The following is an 18,209-nucleotide window of genomic DNA, read 5'->3' on the forward strand; positions in this document are numbered from 1 at the left end:
CATAAAATGGATATTATGTGTTGATGATTGCGCTGATATGTAATAACGAGTATATTTTTAATCGGAATTGAGCGTTACAGATTTTTACATTCTTTTTAAATAATTTTTCAGTCTATAAAATAGATATCGCGCCAAAACGACAAAGAATCAAGGTAATGGGGAATCATTCAAGCGCAAACCACTCGCCTGCACCCGACAGGCCGGATCTGATTGCGGACTGGGAGCACCTCTTCAAAGTGTTTATCCAACCCGAGGACCATGCCTCGCGGGAAACGCTTATCAAATACATGGAGCAGATCCTTTTCGGGCTCCATGATTTTTTGAGAAAACACGTAGGCATCACCGAAGCCAAAAGCCTGAAGGATCTATCCGAGCAATTTACCAATACGAGAATCCGCGAAAACCCGGAAAAAAAACTTGCGGATGTTATTACCTGCGTGATTGACGATATCGCCCCGCACGCCGTTAACATCGCCTCTCCCTATTTTGTCGGCCATATGACCTCGGCCATCCCTTTTTTCATGGTGCATTTAAAAACCATTGTGGCGGCCCTCAATCAGAATGTGGTCAAACTTGAGACCTCCAAGGTGGTCTCGATCATCGAAAAACAGGTAATCGCCAAAATCCACCGCATGATTTTTGAAAACAGCGAGGCCTTCTACCAGGCGCATGTCCAGAACACCGAGACCACGCTGGGCGCCTTTGTGGAGGGGGGGACCAGCGCCAACCTGACGGCCCTCTGGGTGGCCAGAAACGCCAGACTGGCGCCCAAACCGGGCTTTGACGGCGTGGAGATGGACGGCATGGCCGCCGCGTACAGGGCCCATGAAATTGACCGGGCGGTCATTCTGGTTTCCCGTCTGGGGCACTACTCGCTTCGAAAAGCGGCCGGCATCTTAGGCATCGGCAACAAAAACGTGATTCCGATTGAAACCGATGAACGCAACAGGATCGATATAGAGGCGCTCCGGCAAACCATCCGAGAGCTTGAGGCGGATCAAAAAACCAGCATAGTGGCGGTCGTAGGCATTGCCGGGGCTACGGAAACCGGCACCATTGATCCGCTGCCGGAAATGGCCGATATCTGCGCGGAACACGGCATCCATCTGCATGTGGATGCGGCCTGGGGCGGTCCCACGCTTTTTTCAGGCAAATACAAATACCTGCTGGAGGGCATCAAGCGCGCGGATTCGGTGACCATTGACGGGCATAAACAGTTTTACATGCCCATGAGCTGCGGCATGGTCTATTTCAAAAGCCCCACCGCCATGGATGGCATCGCCTATTACGCCAATTACGTAAACCGCCGGGGCTCGGTGGATCTGGGTATAAAATCGCTTTCCGGCTCGCGGGAGGCCAATTCGCTGATTCTCGACAGTGCCCTTAAAATTATGGGGACCAAGGGCTATGAGCTCCTGATCAATCACGGCATTGAAACCGCGGCGGCATTTGCCGAGGAAATCGACCGTCGGGAGAATTTTGAGCTGGTCACCGCACCGGCGCTAAATATCCTGACCTACCGCCTGTGCCCGCCGGCGCTTAAACATCAGCTGGTTTCAGGGGATGACGACGCCCGGCAGGCGGCCAATGAGCGGTTAAATGCCATTAACCGCAACTTGCAGCGGCTGCAGCGTGAGGCGGGCTGGAGTTTTGTGTCGCGGACGGCACTCAAAACAGCACCGAACGAAGCCCCGGAGAGCAAGGTGGTTTTGCGGGCCGTAATCATGAACCCGATGACTACCCTTGGTATCTTAAACGAGATTCTTGACGAGCAGGAAGAAATCTATCACACTTATCTGGTCGGGGTGTAAACTATCAGGAAATCTGATCCCGCACGGCCTCGCGCCCCAGCTCCAATGCCTTCAAATTTGTGTCCAGAAAAGCTTTTTTGGTGGTTTCCTTAATCGCGGCCTGCACGCTCTCCGGGGTGACCGGGAGCAGATCAATCTCGATCAGCGCGCCCAGAAGCACGATATTGACCGATAGCTCATTTCCGGCGGATTTGGCCAGGCGGGCGGCATCCAGGGTAATCAGATGCCCGGTTTTGGCCTTAAGGAGTGCCAGCATCCTGTCCATATCCGGATAGGTCCCTTTGCCGATGGCCGCGGTAAACGGCGGCAGCGGCGCGGTATTGGTGATCACAACCGTCCGGGAATTGCATTTTTTTATCGCCCGAAGCGCCTCCAGCGGCTCAAAGCTCAGCAGAATATTTGCCTCGCCGTCTGAAATAATGGTGCTTTCCGCATCGCCAAACACCATGGCCGATTCCACGACGCCGCCCCGCTGCGCCATTCCGTGGATTTCACTCATCCGAACCGGCACATTCTCCCGGCAGGCGGCTTCGCCCAGCACTTTTGAGGCCAACAGATTGCCCTGGCCTCCTACGGCAACAATGATCAAGCGTGTAATATCCATATATCCTATCCCGTGTTTGAAACGCGCATTTCGGTATTGATTATTCAGTTTTTTTAAGCGGCAAAATGGCATGCTCCGGACAAACCTGCACGCAGACCCCGCAGCCGGTGCAAAGGGCCGAGTTGATCTGCACGGAATCGTTTTCCACATAAAACGCCGGGCATCCCAGTTCATTGATACAGATCCGATGGTTTTTGCAGCGATCGCTCACATAAAAAGGCCTTCCCACCGATTTTTTGAGGCTTTTTTCAAACAACGTACAGTTCTGCCGGGCGATAATCACTGAAACCCCGTCATGGGAAATCGCCTCTTTGACCGCGGCAATGCTTTTTTTTACATTATAGGGTTTGATGACGGTCACATGCTCCACCCCGATGCCGCGCACCACGGATTCAATGGAGACCTGCTGGTAGCCGCCGTAATTCAGCTCATCCATATCCACGCCAGGATGGGGCTGATGGCCGGTCATGGCCGTGGTCTGGTTGTCCAGAATCACCAGTGTCAGGTCATGGCGGTTGAACACCGCGTTGATTAAGCCCGGAATGCCGGAGTGGAAAAAGGTGGAATCGCCGATAAACCCGATAACCTTTTTACCCGTGGCCTTTGAAAACCCGCAGGCGGTGCCGGCGGAGGAGCCCATACAGATGAGAAAATCCCCGCTGGAAAGCGGGGGCAGAAATCCCAGGGTATAGCAGCCGATATCCGTCGGCCGGATGGTCTCAATCCCCTCGGCCGCCTTGTTCACCGCATAAAAGGTTGCCCGGTGTGAGCAGCCCGCACACAGGTTCGGCGGCCGCTGGGGCAGCTCCGGCACATCGGATGCATCCGGCAGTTTGGGCGGCTCATAGGGGATACCAAAATACGCGGCCATGGTTTTTCTGACAAGCGCCGGATCATATTCGAACAACCGGGAGAAAAGTTCCGGATCTTTTCCCATAATGGGAATCGTCAGTCCGGCCTCCTGGGCCAGGGCTTTGACGGCCTCCTCCATATAGGGCTCGCCCTCCTCGACCACCAGCACCTTCTCGCATCCGGCCAAAAAGGTTTTGATCAGCTCCCCCGGCATGGGATGGGAAAATCCGACCCGCAAAACCCGGGTTTTATCGCTTATATTCAGCTCTTTCACCGCATCGGTCACATAATTGTAGCTGACGCCGTTGCAGACAACGCCCCAGGGCCCCTCCCCGAGGGTGAAATTATACGGGGAGTCGCAGGCGATCTGCTCGGCTTCTTCAATATGTTTCAGGAGCTTAATGTGCAGGTTGCGCGACACCGCGGGCACGGTGACATAGTTGAACGGATCTTTTGTGAAATCCCCGGCTGTCTGGGGCGCCTTCATTTGGCCGAACTCGATGGGGGCGGTCGAGTGGTTGAGCCGCGTGGTGGTGCGGAAAAGGACCGGCTCCTGGAGTTTTTCTGAAAGATCAAATGCATACCCCACCATATCCTTTGCCTCCTGGGCCGAAGAGGGCTCAAGTATGGGAAGACCGGAGAGCTTTCCGTAATAGCGGTTGTCCTGCTCGTTCTGGCTGGAGAACATATAGGGGTCATCCGCGGTCAGTATGACCAGCCCGCCGCGCACCCCGACATAGGCCAAAGTCATCAGCGCATCAGCGGCCACATTCACGCCCACATGCTTCATGATGCACATGCTGCGCAAACCGGAATTCGCAGCCGCGGCCGCGACCTCCAGGGCCACCTTCTCATTGGTGCTGTATTCAAAATAGAGATCGCTTTCCCGGGCCATCTGAAAAAAATTCAGGGAGATTTCAGACGACGGCGTGCCCGGATAGGTAGAGGCAAACGCCACCCCCGCCTCCACGGCGCCCCGGGCGATGGCCTCGTTGCCTAAGAGAAACGCCCTTTCCCCGGGCTTGTCAACAATCAGCTTATGCATGGCAATTTCCTTATCTGGCTTTTTAGGTTTAAGCAGGCGTAATAGTTAGCGGTTAATATACCAACGCCCGGAAAACTGTAAAGTCTTTTCTTGACCGGAACGGTTAGTGGTGTTTGGAATTAATCTTGAATTCGCATCCAAACGCTGTTATTTGACAAAAAAAGAAATTTACAAAGCCCCTCGGGAGTTCTTGCCTCCCCGGCACGATTTATCTGTCCGCGATAATAAAAAGCCTTTTTATACTCATGGTATTTATGCCTTGACCGGCATCAGGGGTTAGAGGAAATGATGGGGTCATGATTAAATCAATTAAAATAATTCTGCCGAAAAACCAGAAGGCAAAAGCCAAATTAATAAAGAAGCTTCATGAATATGAAAAACGGGTGGATCAATTAAAAGCCGCCTGCAATACGGATAACCCGGATATTACCTACAACTCGTTTACCGGATACAAAGCGCTGATTGCCCGCCGGCTTTGCCAACGCGGTGAGGTTCAGAGCCGGGAACTGGCCGAAGAGCTAAAAGAGGAATTCGGAAGACTCGATCCGGACACTTACAATAATGCCGTGGGCGTTATCTATGATTACTGCCAGACCGGCGGCAAAAACGTCAAAAAGGGCACGGGTTTCTAGCGCTTCAGACAAATCACGAGCGGTCGGCGCGGTGGCCGACCCTACGACGGGCGTGTTTTCCCCTTGCGTAGGGCAGGCCACCGTGCCTGCCTGCAAAACTTAAATATGATGGCGACGTAAAAAGTATGATGAAAAACAATCGAATACTTGTGGTGGCGACCCGCAATAAGGGAAAAACTGCCGAGATCCGGGACCTGCTGAAAGATTTTCCGATCGCGGTCAAAAACTTAAATGACTTTGGCCCGATTCCGGAAGCGCCGGAGGACGGCAGCACCTTTGACGAAAATGCGTATCAAAAGTCGAGCCTCACCGCCCGGGTGTTAGGGCTGCCGGCACTGGCGGATGACTCCGGGCTGTGCGTGGAAGCCCTGGGCGGGGCCCCGGGAATCCATTCCGCGCGCTATGCCGGGGAAAACGCGACAGAGGCCGAAAAATGCGAAAAACTCCTGGCGGACATGAAAGGCATTCAAAACAGAAACGCCGCCTTTGAATGCGTGCTGTCCCTGGCGGTGCCAACGGGCGCGGCCCTGACCTACGAGGCCCGGTGTGAAGGCATTATCACCGAAGCGCCCATGGGTGAGAACGGCTTCGGCTATGACCCGGTATTTTATTATCCGCCCCTGGATAAAACATTCGCCCAGCTCACCATGGCGGAAAAAAGCCGGGTCAGCCACCGGGGCAAAGCGCTTCGGGAGTTTAAATCAGAGATCGACAAGGTGCTTGTCTGGATTGAACAGCAGATGCCCGTACAGGAACGATTTGAGTGTAAGGAGTGACGGTAATGATTGCGGATCTTGTTAAGCAAAACCGCAGCTGCCGGCGATTTAAGGAAGACCGGCCGATTTCGCCGGAGACCCTTGAATCCCTGGTTGATTTAGGCCGGTTGTCCGCATCCGCCGCCAACCGGCAGCCGCTGAAATACATTCTGTCCGGCGATCCGGCGGTTAACGCCGAAATTTTTTCCTGCCTCGCATGGGCTGCCTACCTCAAGGACTGGCCGGGCCCGGCGGCGGGCGAGCGGCCGAGCGCCTATATCGTCATTTTGGGGGATACGGAGATCAGCACGGATTTCTGGTGCGACCACGGCATTGCCGGACAGAGCATTCTTTTGGGCGCCTGCGAGCAGGGGCTTGCCGGATGTTTCATAGGCGCCATCAACCGCGAAAAGCTGCGCGCGGCCCTGGAAATCCCGGAACGCTATAAAATCATGCTGGTGATCGCCCTGGGCGAACCGGCTGAAACCATTGTTATTGACTCAACAGCCACTGACAATAATATCCGGTACTGGCGGGACGAAAACGGTGTGCATCATGTGCCCAAACGCCCGCTGCACGAGATTATCCTGAAGACCTATCCCGGCCCCCGCGGCATCTAAATACCGGGCCAGGGAACTGGCTTTTGAGTTCAGCGAAACCTTTGACAAAACCTATGGCAGCTCGGATATTGAAGAAGCGCTTTGTTCCCAGTGCCCCGGTAAATAATATTAAATTTGGGTTATAGTTAATTATGACAACACCGATAACCGGAAGCAGCGAGTGGGAAAGACACCTTAAGCGGGTGGAAAAACTGGATGCGGAACGAAAACGGATCCTTTCCCAGCCGCCGGAAACCGCCTATCGGGAGATCCTGGACCACCCGCAGCCGACCGCGCTGATTCACTCATTTGCAGAAGAAGACTTCTTTTTTCTGATCCATGACATCGGTCCGTCCGATTCTCTGGAACTTCTGGCCATGGCCTCCTCAAGGCAGTGGGAATATATCCTGGACGCTGAAATCTGGCAGCGCGACCGGATCGATTTAAAATCCATGACCCACTGGCTGAATCTGCTGCTAAAAGCCGCCCCCAGCCGGTTTATTAACTGGGCGCAGGCGGAAAAATCCGATTTAATTGAATACTATCTCTATCAGACCGTAGATGTCTGCATCCGGGAGCATGACCAGGATCCCTCGGAGCTGGACGGCGATTTCTACACCTTTGATGACACCTACTATATCCGCCTGATCGAATCACCGGCGGAGCGGGAAAATGATCCGGACAGCCTGGAAAAGCAGCAATCCTTTCTGGCCGACATGCTCTACCGCCTGGCCATGACCGATCACGTCAAATACCAGGAGACGCTCTTAAGGGCCCTTAACGTGCTTCCGGCTGAAAGCGAGGAGGAGGCCTACCGCTTCCGCAACGTACGGCTGGCGGAAAAAGGATTTCTGCCCTTTGATGAGGCAGTGGGCGTCTATCAGCCGATCAATATCAAGGTGATCCAAAAGCAGGCAAAACAGATCCAGGGGGGGCGGCGTCTCGAGGCGAATTTTCTGCCCATCCCGCTCAATCACCTCGCGTTTCTGGAAAAGGGCAGCCGGTTTAGCCGGGCTTTGAGCATCATGAGCCTGGATGAGACCTTTCAGCAGATTCAAATCGAATTCGCCGGCCTCTGCAACCAGATTGCCGCGGCCGATCAAAAACCGATCCACGAGCGGGAAGAACTTCGGGAAATCGTTAAAAAATCCTGCGGCTACCTGGAAATCGGCCTTGAGCGCCTGGCCGACAAAAAGACCCGGCTTGATGACAGCCAGACGGCGGCTTATATCAAAACCTATCCGCTCATCGATATCTTCCGGCTGGGCTACGGCCTGGTGGTCGGCCTGCGGCAGCGGGCCAAACAATGGCAGCAGCAAAGCTGGTTTGCCAACAACCGGCTGGCGCTTAGCTTCTGGGACGAATTTCTGGTGGGGGTCCTCGGCGGGCTCTTGGTCAACCGACCGAAATTCTTTGACAATTACCAGACCACAGATGGACTCTATCGGGAGTTTGCCTCGTTTAAAGACATCAAGTCCACCCACAAAGCCCTAAAGCAGGCCATGGCCTTTGACGATATGCTCTCATGCATGGCAATTAATACGGATGATCTGCCCGAAGGCCATTTTGTCACCTATAAAAACCTCCTGCTCACCCTGTGGGCAAGACATGAGCTCAGCCTCCCGGTTCTGCCCGAGCCGATCCCAACAGAGACGTTCAAGCCCTTTTACCGCTCCCTGTGGGAGGCAAACGGGGACGGGCCAAAAATCAGAGAATCCATGAAATCCGAATTTCTTTCCTGGCTCTCCCGGGCCTCGGCATTTACCGAAGAGGAAATCTCAAACAATCTGGGCCGCGCCCTGGAAGCACTTTTTGCCGAAATCGTCTCGGAATACGGCGGCGTCTCAGCCGAGGATCTGGATCCCCGGTTTGTAAATCTGTTTATGCTGAGCGCGTGAGGAAGGTTTCAGTGTTCAGTGTTCAGTGTTCAGGATGGAAATATTCAGGCCTGAAACCTGACACCTGAAACCTGAAACCTTCTAATGCGCCTGCCTGACAGACGGAAAGTGATCTGCCTCGGTGTGCGGCAGGAATTTGGCCGCGCTGAAACGGTTCATGAATTCCTGGTTCACGTTTAATTCCAGGTAGGTGATGTTCTGGTAGATCCGCTGGACCGCGGTCATGGCCGTCTGCTCCTCGAGCAGACGGGCGGCGCCGCCCAATGAGCTGTTACCCAGCGGCTGATAGGTCTCCTCGGGCAGGTCCGGAATCATGCCGATGGTGATGGCCGAGCGGGGCCGGATAAAGGAGCCGAATGTCCCGGCCACATAAAACCGGCTGATGTCCTTGAATGTGACGCCCACATATCCGGTAATGGTTTCTAAGATCGTGTACATGGCCGCCTTGGAGCGGATCAGACTGTCAAAATCCGCCTGTCCCAGGGTCAGGGCCTCGCCGGTGGCCGACTGTTCAGCATTAACAATCACTAAACGGCGCTCGTCATCTGTTTTGTATATGCGCTCCGGATGGGCATCCGGCACCAGACGGCCCCGGATATCCAATAGCCCGGCGAGAAAAAGCTGGGCGACCAGATCGATCATGCCCGAACCGCAGATACCTTTTGGCGGCTGATCATCAATGGTATGGATATCAAACGCCAGGGTTTTCGGATCGATCCGAATCTCATCGATCACCCCGGGACCGGCGGTCATGCCAATTCTCGACACCCCGCCTTCAAGTGCCGGGCCGGCGGCACCCGCGCACGCAACCAGCCAATCGCGGTTTCCCAGCACCACTTCGGCATTGGTCCCCACATCCACCAGCATGGCGATGTCATCGCACTCGTGCATTTCGGAATAAAGGATACCGGCTATCAGATCCCCGCCGAAATAGCTGCCCACATTCGGAAACACAAACACACAGGCATCCGGATGAATGTCTATGCCAAGGGAGGCCGCCGGCAGGAGACCCGGCCGGTTAACCACCGGGATATAGGGCTCGCGGATAATCCCGCCCGGAAAAAGCCCCATGAATAGATGCCCCATGCTGGTATTTCCCGCCACCGCCATTAGATAGATATCCTGCCCGCGGATCTCAGCTTTGCGGCATATGGCGTCTATATTTTCTTGAAAACCGTTTATAATCAGCCGGTTCAGCTTCTCCAGACCGCCATCCGTATCCGCATAGTGAATGCGCTCAAGGATATCCGGGCCGATTTCAATCTGGGGGTTGTCAAAGGCCTGTTCCGCCATGGCCTCGCCCGTATCAAGATTTATCAGCCGAAACACCACGCGGGTGGTGCCCAGGTCCACGGCCAGCCCATAAAACGGCGCGGAATCAGACGGCGCCTTGATGCCCACCAGACGCAGCCGCCCGTAGTCGTTAAAGCAGAGGCAGCGCGCCTGGTAATCCCACTTACGCAGACGGGCCGGCAGCTTTTTTAGCAGGGAAAGATCAATATCAACGGCGTCGGCGTTAAAGGCGGATGCCAGGACGGCTTTTAACCGGTCCGCATCCGCCCGGTTATCATCCAGGGAGGGGGCGGGTAAATTTAAGGTGACGGTCCATCCGCTCTGTTCATCCTGCATGTAGTATCACAAAATCCCTTCTTCTAAGTAATTTCACGGGTATTAGGTTTTGGGTATTAGGTATTAGGTTAATGAAATCGATGATTTATGGTCGGCACGGTGGCCGACCCTACGATGGATCGGGTTTTTCCCCATTCGTAGGGCGGGCCACCGTGCCCGCCTGAAAAATAGATAGAACAAATTTACCGTGCCTCAGTGCCTTTAAAGTTATTTATAGGCTCGGTCCCGGGCAAACGGCCCGGAGGAAACAATTCTAAGGAACCAAACAATATATGTCGTTATTCCAAAGTGTTGTGCTATTGTCATTCCGAGGAACGATAGTGACGAGGAATCTTGTTGTAAAGATTTCTCACTGACGCTCGAAATGACAGTATGGGCTGATTTTCAGGGCCTTTTTGAGTTAGTTTCTGCAAAAATGCCGGGGTGGCGGCATAAACCGCTTTTTACGCTGCCATCAGACTTCAAAGCTCATATCCCGGCCTATAGCATAGCAAGCCAGCCCGGATTTTCGCTCGGAGATAATATTGCGGGTCTGATTCAGTATGTGGTCCATGCCCTGATCCGTGCGGTCCCGGTTGTGATGGAAAAGCCCCAGCCGTTTGACACCGGCGGCCAGGGCCAGTTCCAGGGCGGCGGTATAGGTGGAATGTCCCCATTCAATGCTTTGGGCGTATTCCTCGGGCGTGTACTCCGCATCATGGAACAAGAGATCCGCGCCTTCGCAAAAGGCTTTGTAATCCTTAAATTTCAGGCCGCCGGGGTGCGTGTAGCCCAATTCGTTATCCGTTAGAAAAACAAAGGATTTGCCATCTTCCTCGAATTTGTATCCGCATCCGCTGTTGGGGTGGCTCAAGGCGATCGGGGTGACGGTCACCGTATCGATTTGAAAGCTTGACGGGCAGCCCTGCTGATACGAAATTTTGGCGCGAAGGTCCGAATACCGGACCGGAAAATGAGGCGGGCTCATCATTTTGGCTACGATGGTCTCGACAAACTTGCCGGGAAACGGGCACCGGTAAATCTGGATATTCGACTCCGAACTGAACAGGGGCTTAAAAAAGGGAAATCCCAGGAGGTGATCCCAGTGGGAATGGGTAAACAGCATATGGAAAAGCCGGCAGCCCTCGATGGTAAGCTGGTTGCCCAGCCGCCGCATGCCGGAGCCGGCATCCACAATAATCAGTTCGCCGCTCTTCGTGCGGATCTCAATGCAGGTGGTATCACCGCCGTATTTATCATACTCAGACCCGGAAACCGGTATAGACCCCCTGGACCCCCAGCATTTAATGTACATCAAGCATCCTTTCGACGGTTACATCATTTTCCCCAACATCGTGTGCCAGATGCCGTCCTGTATCCATTCCTCCAGTATTTCAGCCCGGCAGCGCACAAGCCGGTCTTTAATCCGCCGGGCCTGGGTACGCATGAGCCCGGACAGGACAAACCATTTTTTCTGCCGAAAACCGGGGGCTGCCACCAGCTGCTGCATCACATCATAATGGATGTTGGCCACCACCAGATCCGCCGGCCAATCAATAAAGTCCCGGGCGTCGCCGGCGATGGAAAGCATCCGATCCGTTAGATGATTATGCCGGATATTCGTCCACACGGTCTTGGCGGCCAGAAAATTATTATCCACGGCCAGCACACGGGCCGCCCCCCGACGGGCCGCCGCCAGGGCCAGAAGCCCGGTACCGGCCCCCAGATCGAGCACGGCTTCAACCGTTTCATTGGCCATGAGCGTCTCAACGGCCATCAGGCAGTGCCGGGTGGTGGGGTGATTGCCCGCACCGAAAACCACGCCCGGATCCAGCACAAGCGTCTGCTCAGCCGTCCCCGAAGGCGTTTTCGCCCATGGCGGCACCACCTGCAAACCGCCCACCTGAAACGGCGCCACCGGCCCCCCATGCCAGTCCGCATAGCTCATCTCAAACCGGTCTTTGAGCTCCAGACGGGGGCGGGCCGCTAAAAACTTTTCTATCATGTCATCCGCCGGACGGGCAAAAAAAAGAAACGAGGTCTCCCCCTCTTCCCAGTTCCCGATAAACGAAGCCCCAAAATCATGGGTCTCCTTTACGCTCAGCCGGCCGGAGAGGTAATAGATATAGAGATACGGACAGGGCGGCGCCTTATCCACGTTCCCGGACGGTTTATGCGGCATGACATCCAACATCCGTGCCTGCGAATCAAAAAATCTTGTCAAACAGCGCAAAGGCATTCTGCACGGCCTGGCTGTCTTCCGGGAGATTTATAATCGGTGTGCCCTCGAAATCATAATCATAAATCGAGGCATCCTCGGGCACTGATCCCAGAAGCTCCACACCGGCCTCTTCCACCATTTTGGCGGCTTTGTCCGGCACCCCGTTTTTGGCCTGATTGAAAATCAGACAGGTCCGCATCACCCCGATATTTAACTCCGAGGCGAGCTCATTGATGCGAAGGGCCGCCTGGAGCCCCCGCCTTGAGGCATCCGTGACAATCAGCAGCACATCCACATTCTTGGTGGTCAGCCGGCTGATATGCTCCATACCCGCCTCGTTATCCAGCACGATATAGGGGTAATTATCCGATAGCCGCTCAAGCGCGTTGACCAGCAGACTATTGGCCGCACAATAACAGCCCTGGCCCTCGGGCTGGCCCATCACGATAAGATCATAGTTCCCGGTTTCCATGACCGCCTCCTCCATCCGCATGGTGATGAAGACATCCTTGGTCATGCCGCTGGGCACGGCCCCCTTTTTCATATCCTCTCGCGCATTGCCGAGCGTATCGGTTACGGTCAGACCGAGCACCTCGTTAAAATTAAAGTTGGAATCCGCATCCACGGCCAGAATCGGGGTTTTCCCGTTTTTTACCATATATTTGACCAGCAGTCCGGCAAGCGTGGTCTTTCCGGTGCCGCCTTTGCCCGCTAGGGCTACAGTGTATGCCATTTAAAGTCAGTCTCCTTTCAGATCATAAGATAATATAAATACCTATGCCACTTCCTGATTTCAGTCAAGGATCTTTTATTCGTAAGGCGCCTGCTGAACAGCGGCCTCTTAAAAAGCAGATAAAATAACCAGCGCACCGGCCGCCGTCGAGGAATAAAAAATCAAAGTTTGCAGAACCTACTTAATTGATTATATATTTATATTAAAAAGGAGGTAACTTATGGCACTTTATTTGGTTCAGCACGGCAAAAATTTAAAAAAGGATGTGGACCCCGACCAGTCCCTTTCGGAGGAAGGGATTGCGGACGTGAAACGCATTGCCGAAACCGCGGCCGGGTATAACGTGAAAGTGGGCGAAATCAAACACAGCGGTAAAAAGCGGGCCCGGCAGACCGCAGAGATATTTGCGGATTACCTCCAGGCCGGCGGCGGGGTCCAGGAAATGGCGGGGATTAAAGCGCTTGACGATGTGGTCCCTGTCGCCCAAAGCGCGGATCCCGGAGGAAATATGATGCTGGTTGGGCACCTCCCGTTTATGGAGCGCATCACCAGTTATCTGACCGCCGGCAATCCGGATATCACTGTGATGAAATTCCAGAACGGCGGCATCGTCTGCCTGGATCAGCTCGATGATACCAGCGACTGGGCCATTAAGTGGACGCTTCTGCCCAACATCGGTTAAAACAGCCGAATATGCCGAAATTTATTGCTTCTCCATCCTTTTTGTGGCAGATATTTTCATTTATAAACTTTCATGAACGTTAATTTACGTTAAAAGCTCGCGCGCTGCGATCAGGCAGAAATAGGCACGGTAAATTTGTTCTATCTATTTTTCAGGCGGGCACGGTGGCCCGCCCGCAACAATGCTGACATTTTGTAGGGTCGGCCACCGTGCCGACCTTACATGCGAGCAACCCCATGGTTATGGGGTTGTTCGCCAAAACAAATTCAACGTGCAGAAATAGGATACCGGGATGCAAAAGGATAGAGAGGCCATGAAGATGGAGGTTCCCTGGAAGAAGCCGGCGGTTTCGGTTGATATTGATGCCATTGCATTAATGATTGCCGATTTACAGAAAGAAACCGGGGAAATTCCATGGAGCCGGGGCGGCAAGACCGATCCCTGGGATCATGTGGAAGCGGCCATGGGGCTCTCTATCTGCGGCTATATCGCCGAGGCCCGGGCCGCCTATGAATGGCTGGCAGAAATCCAGCTGGAAGACGGCAGCTGGTATTCCGCTTACCTTGACGGCGCCCCCCTGGATCGCACCCGGGAAACCAATATCTCGGCCTATATCGCGGTGGGGGTATTCCACTATTATCTGATCACCCGGGACATCCGGTTTCTGTATCAAATGTGGCCAACGATTGAGGCGGCCATGGATTTTGCGGTAAGCCTCCAGGCACCCACCGGGGAAATCTACTGGGCCAAAAGCCCGGACCTGGAAATCGATCCCATGGCGCTCCTTACGGGGTCGAGCTCCATATTTATGAGCCTTAAATGCGCAATCTCAATTGCCGGTTTGCTCGGCAAAGCCAAACCCGAATGGAAGAGCGCGCTGATCAATCTGGGCGAGGCCATCCGGGACGGCTACCATCTTTTTAATATCACCAAATCCAGATACTCCATGGACTGGTTTTATCCGGTATTATCCGGCGCGGTCACCGGCGCAGCGGCCCAGGATCGGATCGATCAGCAGTGGAAGAAATTCGTTGTAAAAGGAATGGGGGTGCTTTGCGTCTCTGACCGCCCCTGGGTGACCATTGCCGAAACCTGCGAGCTGGTGATCGCCCTGGCGGCCATGGGCAGCCATGAAATCGCCGCCATTGTCTTCTCCTGGCTGATTGACCGCAAATTCGAAGACGGCTCCTACTGGTGCGGGTTTACCTATCCGGACATGGTAATCTGGCCGGAGGATAAAATCTCCTGGACCAACGGGGTGTTCATCATGGCCGCGGATGCCCTGTATCAAATAACGCCGGCAGCGGAATTTTTCAACCACAGCTTCTGGAACACCTCAGAGTTTGCTCTCTATCTGAAATAAGGCGCTTTTCTTGCGACGAGACCATCGGCCCTATTTTTTAAAAAAAGCCTACATTAAATTCCAGCAGGCCTATGCCCGGTATTTTCTGCGCCCCCAGTTCGATTTGCTCGGGCCGGGATATACCGTCATTCATCCCTGGAATATCGAAGTCTTTGGCGCCCCCATCAAGATCGGCCGGCACGCCAATATCCTCTCCTCTAAAGATAAGAAAGTCCGGCTGACGGTGTGGCCCGAAGATAAAGAAAAAGGCGGCATCGAAATCGGCGACTACTGCCTGATCTGCCCCGGTGTGCGCATAAGCTCCGCGGATTATATTAAAATCGGGGACAATACCATGCTGGCCAGCCATGCCTATATCACGGATGCGGACTGGCACGGGATTTATAACCGGATCTGGACGATTGGCCCCACCCGTCCGATCTCCATCGGCGAAAATGTGTGGATCGGCGACAGCGCCATCGTCTGCAAAGGCGTTGAGATCGGGGATAACAGCATCATCGGCGCCGGCTCCGTGGTCATCCGCTCAATCCCGCCCAACACCATCGCGGCCGGCAATCCGGCCCGGGTGGTCAAGGCGCTTGATCCGGAGGAGAAATTTGCCATGCGCTCGGAATGGTTTGCGGATCCGGCCATGCTTGCCAAAGATATCGATGCCATGGACCGGGAAAACTTAAAAGGCAATTCCCTTTTCCACTGGCTGCGCACTATATTTTTCCCCCGCCGCTCGGATTGAGACCCCCTTGCATCCGCCTTCAAGGCGTAATATAGTTTTCTTTAACATGGATTTAGGCTTAACCGCGGTGGCGATAAAAACATTCCCCCGGACCGCTGCCCGGGACCGAGCTAAAAATAACTTTAAAGGCACTGAGGCACGGTAAATTTGTTCTATCTATTTTTCAGGCGGGCACGGTGGCCCGCCCTACGAATGGGGAAAAACCCGATTCATCGTAGGGTCGGCCACCGTGCCGACCATAACTTTTTGATTTAATAAATATAATATTTTATACCCCACTACACCTTTTGGGGACCAATTTCTTAACCACAGAGAGCACAGAGGCCACAGAGAAAACATTATTTATAAGAAGCCTTCTCCGTGATCTCTGTGTCCTTTGTGGTTTATATCCATTTCGAGCTTTCAAAAAACAAGTTACTTAGAAGGTGCGTAGCCTATGGCACAGGAAAACGATATTATTTTAATCTATTATGAGGATCAGCCCGCCGGTTTTGCCCGCATCGAGGCCATTTCCCCGGATGTCAAAAAAGACTGGTATCATGTGACGCTCCTGCTTCTCCAGATCCCGCTGCAGACGGTCACCTGGATTCTGCGGGATGTGTATATCAACGGGGAAGAATTTACCATGGGTGGCAACCGGCTGCGGCTTGAAAAAGTCGAGGCCCCGCCGGAGGCGGAACCAGAATCTGATCAGGAAGAAAGCCAAGAGGCATCTGTAAAAGAGGAACAGCAGCAGGCGCCGGAAAAAGAAAAAGAGGATTCCCCGGAGGATGCCAAGGTGGTCTCCCTATGGGACCGCCAACCCAAAAAATGAGCGGAAAAACACCAGCCAGAATCATCATCTCCGCCTCCCGCCGCACCGATATTCCGGCCTTTTACATGGACTGGTTCATGCAGGGGATTTATGACGGATACTTTGAAATGACCAATCCGTTCAACCGTCACGTATCAAAAGTTACGGCAACGCCTGAAAATGTGCATACCATTGTTTTCTGGTCCAAGGACTTCCGCCCGTTTCTGGATGGCGGCTACGGGGAGAGGCTTCAGAAAATGGGCTATCACCTGTTTTTCAATTTCACCCTAAACTCTGAATCCCCATGGCTTGAGCCCCATATCCCGCCCTTAAATGGCCGTTTTGAAACGCTTTCCCGGCTTGTCGAACGGTTCGGCCCGGAAGCGATTCACTGGCGCTTTGACCCGGTCTGTTTTTTCCGGCCGCCGGGCGGGCCGGATATGGACAACCTGACGGATTTTGCCCGAATTGCCGAAGTTATGGGCGATTTAGGCATTCGCCGCTGCATCACCAGCTTCATGGACCATTACCCCAAGATCAAAAAGCGCCTGGCCGCCTATCCGGGTTTTGTTTTTAATGATCCGCCGTTAGAAGAAAAAGTGCGGGTGCTGCAATGGCTGGCGCAGATTCTCAAACCGCACGATATTGACCTATATACCTGCTGCGAAAAAGAGGTGATGGCCGCCCTGCCGGCAGGCGCCCCCATTGGACCCAGCCGATGCATCCCCGGCAGGCTGCTGATGGATTTTTTCGGCGGGGACATTTCGCTTCGAAAAGACGCCGGCCAGCGCGTGAAACAGGGATGCGGGTGTACGACCTCCTCGGATATCGGTTCCTACCACCGCCAGCCCTGCCGGCACAACTGCCTGTTCTGCTATGCCAACCCGTCAAAAAGCAGTCACCCGTTATGCGAATCGGCGACATAGAGCTCACCAATCCATTGATTCTGGCCCCTATGGCCGGCATTACCCACATGCCCTTCCGGATTCTGGCCCGGGAGGCGGGCTGCGGCCTGGTGTGCAGTGAAATGATCAGCTCAAACGGGCTGCATTACGGCTCGGCGGAAACCCGGGACATGCTGGTGATGGATGACGCGGAAAAGCCCATTTCCGTGCAGTTATTCGGCCAGCGCCCCGATATTATGGCCGAGGCGGCGGCTATGGTGGAAGCCATGGGTGCGGATATTATTGATGTAAATTTCGGATGCGCGGTCAAAAAGGTGGTTCGCACCGGCGCGGGCGCGGCATTGATGAAGGACCTGGACCGGGCGGAGCAGATGCTCATTAAAATGCGAAAGGCCATCCGCATTCCGTTAACCATTAAAATCCGCTCCGGATGGGATGCCTCGGGCAGGCAGGCGATCGAGCTCTGCCGCATAGCGGGGGCCTGCGGCGTGGATGCCGTAACCGTCCATCCCCGCACCGCCAGGCAGGGGTTTCGGGGGTGTGCGGACTGGCAGGTGATTAAACGGGTAAAAGAGGCCGCTGCCATCCCGGTGATCGGAAACGGGGATATCAAGCGGCCGTCCGATGTCCAGAAAATGATCGAAGCTACCAACTGTGACGGGGTGATGATCGGCCGGGCGGCCATCGGCAACCCCTGTTTTTTTACCCAGGCCCTGGCAGCCCTCCGCCATGAGCCGATTCCGCCGGTGGACCCATTGCATCGGTTTCAGATGATGCATTGGTATATGGATCAGATGATTACGCTCTTCGGTGAAAAAAAAGCCTGCCGGATGCTTCGCAGCCGCCTCGGCTGGTTTTCCAAGGGCCTTCCGGCAAGCTCTGTGTTCAGACGCGCCATCACCCGGATCAGAAGCAGGGAAGAAGCCGAGCACCTGATCGAGGCTTACAAGAAACAATTAATGTCGGCATAGCCCC

17 protein-coding genes are annotated in these 18,209 nt (G+C 54.2%); 11 read left to right on the top strand and 6 right to left on the bottom strand.

Annotated elements, in window-relative coordinates; all coding sequences use genetic code 11:
- Positions 1 to 155: 155 nt before the first annotated feature.
- Positions 156 to 1,811: a putative pyridoxal-dependent aspartate 1-decarboxylase gene (gene panP / locus U5L07_15615; protein ID MDZ7833177.1), complete on the top strand. Its 1,656-nt coding sequence runs from the start codon at positions 156 to 158 to the stop codon at positions 1,809 to 1,811.
- A gap of 4 nt (positions 1,812 to 1,815) precedes the next feature.
- Here panP and U5L07_15620 read toward each other — a convergent pair whose 3' ends face one another.
- A complete protein-coding gene (locus U5L07_15620) occupies positions 1,816 to 2,415 on the bottom strand; it encodes an indolepyruvate oxidoreductase subunit beta (GenBank protein ID MDZ7833178.1) in 600 nt (199 codons plus the stop codon).
- A gap of 40 nt (positions 2,416 to 2,455) precedes the next feature.
- Entirely contained in the window at positions 2,456 to 4,312 is a 1,857-nt protein-coding gene (iorA, locus tag U5L07_15625) for an indolepyruvate ferredoxin oxidoreductase subunit alpha (GenBank protein ID MDZ7833179.1), read from the bottom strand.
- 296 nt (positions 4,313 to 4,608) lie between these two features.
- On the opposite strand from iorA, the gene U5L07_15630 reads away from it, so the two are divergent.
- The 4 genes from U5L07_15630 (at position 4,609) to U5L07_15645 (ending at position 8,196) form a co-directional block, all read left to right on the top strand.
- Positions 4,609 to 4,944 (top strand): hypothetical protein, encoded by a 336-nt coding sequence (locus U5L07_15630; GenBank protein MDZ7833180.1) that lies wholly within the window; start codon positions 4,609 to 4,611, stop codon positions 4,942 to 4,944.
- 128 nt (positions 4,945 to 5,072) lie between these two features.
- Entirely contained in the window at positions 5,073 to 5,720 is a 648-nt protein-coding gene (locus tag U5L07_15635; GenBank protein MDZ7833181.1) for an XTP/dITP diphosphatase, read from the top strand.
- A 5-nt stretch (positions 5,721 to 5,725) separates the two neighbouring features.
- Positions 5,726 to 6,319, top strand: a complete 594-nt coding sequence (locus tag U5L07_15640) for a nitroreductase family protein (GenBank protein ID MDZ7833182.1) — start codon at positions 5,726 to 5,728, stop codon at positions 6,317 to 6,319.
- Between the two features lie 131 nt (positions 6,320 to 6,450).
- Entirely contained in the window at positions 6,451 to 8,196 is a 1,746-nt protein-coding gene (locus tag U5L07_15645; protein MDZ7833183.1) for a DUF6178 family protein, read from the top strand.
- Positions 8,197 to 8,277: 81 nt separating this feature from the next.
- Here U5L07_15645 and U5L07_15650 read toward each other — a convergent pair whose 3' ends face one another.
- The 4 genes from U5L07_15650 to U5L07_15665 all read right to left on the bottom strand — a co-directional run bounded on the left by U5L07_15650 (position 8,278) and on the right by U5L07_15665 (position 12,758).
- The gene (locus tag U5L07_15650; protein MDZ7833184.1) at positions 8,278 to 9,825 is read right to left on the bottom strand and encodes an ASKHA domain-containing protein; all 1,548 of its coding nucleotides are present in this window, start codon (positions 9,823 to 9,825) and stop codon (positions 8,278 to 8,280) included.
- A 454-nt stretch (positions 9,826 to 10,279) separates the two neighbouring features.
- Complete coding sequence (locus U5L07_15655) at positions 10,280 to 11,119, bottom strand: MBL fold metallo-hydrolase (GenBank protein ID MDZ7833185.1); 840 nt, start codon at positions 11,117 to 11,119, stop codon at positions 10,280 to 10,282.
- Positions 11,120 to 11,137: 18 nt separating this feature from the next.
- Positions 11,138 to 11,986, bottom strand: a complete 849-nt coding sequence (locus U5L07_15660) for a 50S ribosomal protein L11 methyltransferase (protein ID MDZ7833186.1) — start codon at positions 11,984 to 11,986, stop codon at positions 11,138 to 11,140.
- Positions 11,987 to 12,011: 25 nt separating this feature from the next.
- Complete coding sequence (locus U5L07_15665) at positions 12,012 to 12,758, bottom strand: AAA family ATPase (GenBank protein ID MDZ7833187.1); 747 nt, start codon at positions 12,756 to 12,758, stop codon at positions 12,012 to 12,014.
- A gap of 220 nt (positions 12,759 to 12,978) precedes the next feature.
- Between U5L07_15665 and sixA the strand changes: the two genes are divergently transcribed.
- From sixA to dusB, 6 genes are all read left to right on the top strand, one after another.
- Positions 12,979 to 13,440 (top strand): phosphohistidine phosphatase SixA, encoded by a 462-nt coding sequence (sixA, locus tag U5L07_15670; GenBank protein ID MDZ7833188.1) that lies wholly within the window; start codon positions 12,979 to 12,981, stop codon positions 13,438 to 13,440.
- 292 nt (positions 13,441 to 13,732) lie between these two features.
- Positions 13,733 to 14,803, top strand: coding sequence for a phenyltransferase domain-containing protein (locus U5L07_15675; protein MDZ7833189.1), 1,071 nt, complete (start codon positions 13,733 to 13,735; stop codon positions 14,801 to 14,803).
- A 10-nt stretch (positions 14,804 to 14,813) separates the two neighbouring features.
- Positions 14,814 to 15,536, top strand: coding sequence for an acyltransferase (locus tag U5L07_15680; protein MDZ7833190.1), 723 nt, complete (start codon positions 14,814 to 14,816; stop codon positions 15,534 to 15,536).
- A gap of 436 nt (positions 15,537 to 15,972) precedes the next feature.
- A complete protein-coding gene (locus U5L07_15685; GenBank protein ID MDZ7833191.1) occupies positions 15,973 to 16,350 on the top strand; it encodes a hypothetical protein in 378 nt (125 codons plus the stop codon).
- Positions 16,326 to 17,255, top strand: coding sequence for a DUF1848 domain-containing protein (locus tag U5L07_15690; protein MDZ7833192.1), 930 nt, complete (start codon positions 16,326 to 16,328; stop codon positions 17,253 to 17,255). The genes U5L07_15685 and U5L07_15690 overlap by 25 nt, the downstream gene beginning before the upstream one ends.
- Entirely contained in the window at positions 17,237 to 18,205 is a 969-nt protein-coding gene (gene dusB, locus U5L07_15695) for a tRNA dihydrouridine synthase DusB (protein ID MDZ7833193.1), read from the top strand. Before U5L07_15690 ends, dusB begins: the two co-directional genes overlap by 19 nt.
- Positions 18,206 to 18,209: the final 4 nt, after the last annotated feature.

This window comes from Desulfobacterales bacterium (assembly GCA_034520365.1).
Taxonomy (GTDB): Bacteria; Desulfobacterota; Desulfobacteria; order Desulfobacterales; family Desulfosalsimonadaceae; genus M55B175.

Bases quoted from the DNA above. Each gene is read 5' to 3' on its own strand.
- panP (MDZ7833177.1), top strand. From the start codon at position 156: ATGGGGAATCATTCAAGCGCAAACCACTCGCCTGCACCCGACAGGCCG.
- U5L07_15620 (MDZ7833178.1), bottom strand. From the start codon at position 2,415: ATGGATATTACACGCTTGATCATTGTTGCCGTAGGAGGCCAGGGCAAT.
- iorA (MDZ7833179.1), bottom strand. From the start codon at position 4,312: ATGCATAAGCTGATTGTTGACAAGCCCGGGGAAAGGGCGTTTCTCTTA.
- U5L07_15630 (MDZ7833180.1), top strand. From the start codon at position 4,609: ATGATTAAATCAATTAAAATAATTCTGCCGAAAAACCAGAAGGCAAAA.
- U5L07_15635 (MDZ7833181.1), top strand. From the start codon at position 5,073: ATGAAAAACAATCGAATACTTGTGGTGGCGACCCGCAATAAGGGAAAA.
- U5L07_15640 (MDZ7833182.1), top strand. From the start codon at position 5,726: ATGATTGCGGATCTTGTTAAGCAAAACCGCAGCTGCCGGCGATTTAAG.
- U5L07_15645 (MDZ7833183.1), top strand. From the start codon at position 6,451: ATGACAACACCGATAACCGGAAGCAGCGAGTGGGAAAGACACCTTAAG.
- U5L07_15650 (MDZ7833184.1), bottom strand. From the start codon at position 9,825: ATGCAGGATGAACAGAGCGGATGGACCGTCACCTTAAATTTACCCGCC.
- U5L07_15655 (MDZ7833185.1), bottom strand. From the start codon at position 11,119: ATGTACATTAAATGCTGGGGGTCCAGGGGGTCTATACCGGTTTCCGGG.
- U5L07_15660 (MDZ7833186.1), bottom strand. From the start codon at position 11,986: ATGCCGCATAAACCGTCCGGGAACGTGGATAAGGCGCCGCCCTGTCCG.
- U5L07_15665 (MDZ7833187.1), bottom strand. From the start codon at position 12,758: ATGGCATACACTGTAGCCCTAGCGGGCAAAGGCGGCACCGGAAAGACC.
- sixA (MDZ7833188.1), top strand. From the start codon at position 12,979: ATGGCACTTTATTTGGTTCAGCACGGCAAAAATTTAAAAAAGGATGTG.
- U5L07_15675 (MDZ7833189.1), top strand. From the start codon at position 13,733: ATGCAAAAGGATAGAGAGGCCATGAAGATGGAGGTTCCCTGGAAGAAG.
- U5L07_15685 (MDZ7833191.1), top strand. From the start codon at position 15,973: ATGGCACAGGAAAACGATATTATTTTAATCTATTATGAGGATCAGCCC.
- U5L07_15690 (MDZ7833192.1), top strand. From the start codon at position 16,326: ATGGGACCGCCAACCCAAAAAATGAGCGGAAAAACACCAGCCAGAATC.
- dusB (MDZ7833193.1), top strand. From the start codon at position 17,237: ATGCGAATCGGCGACATAGAGCTCACCAATCCATTGATTCTGGCCCCT.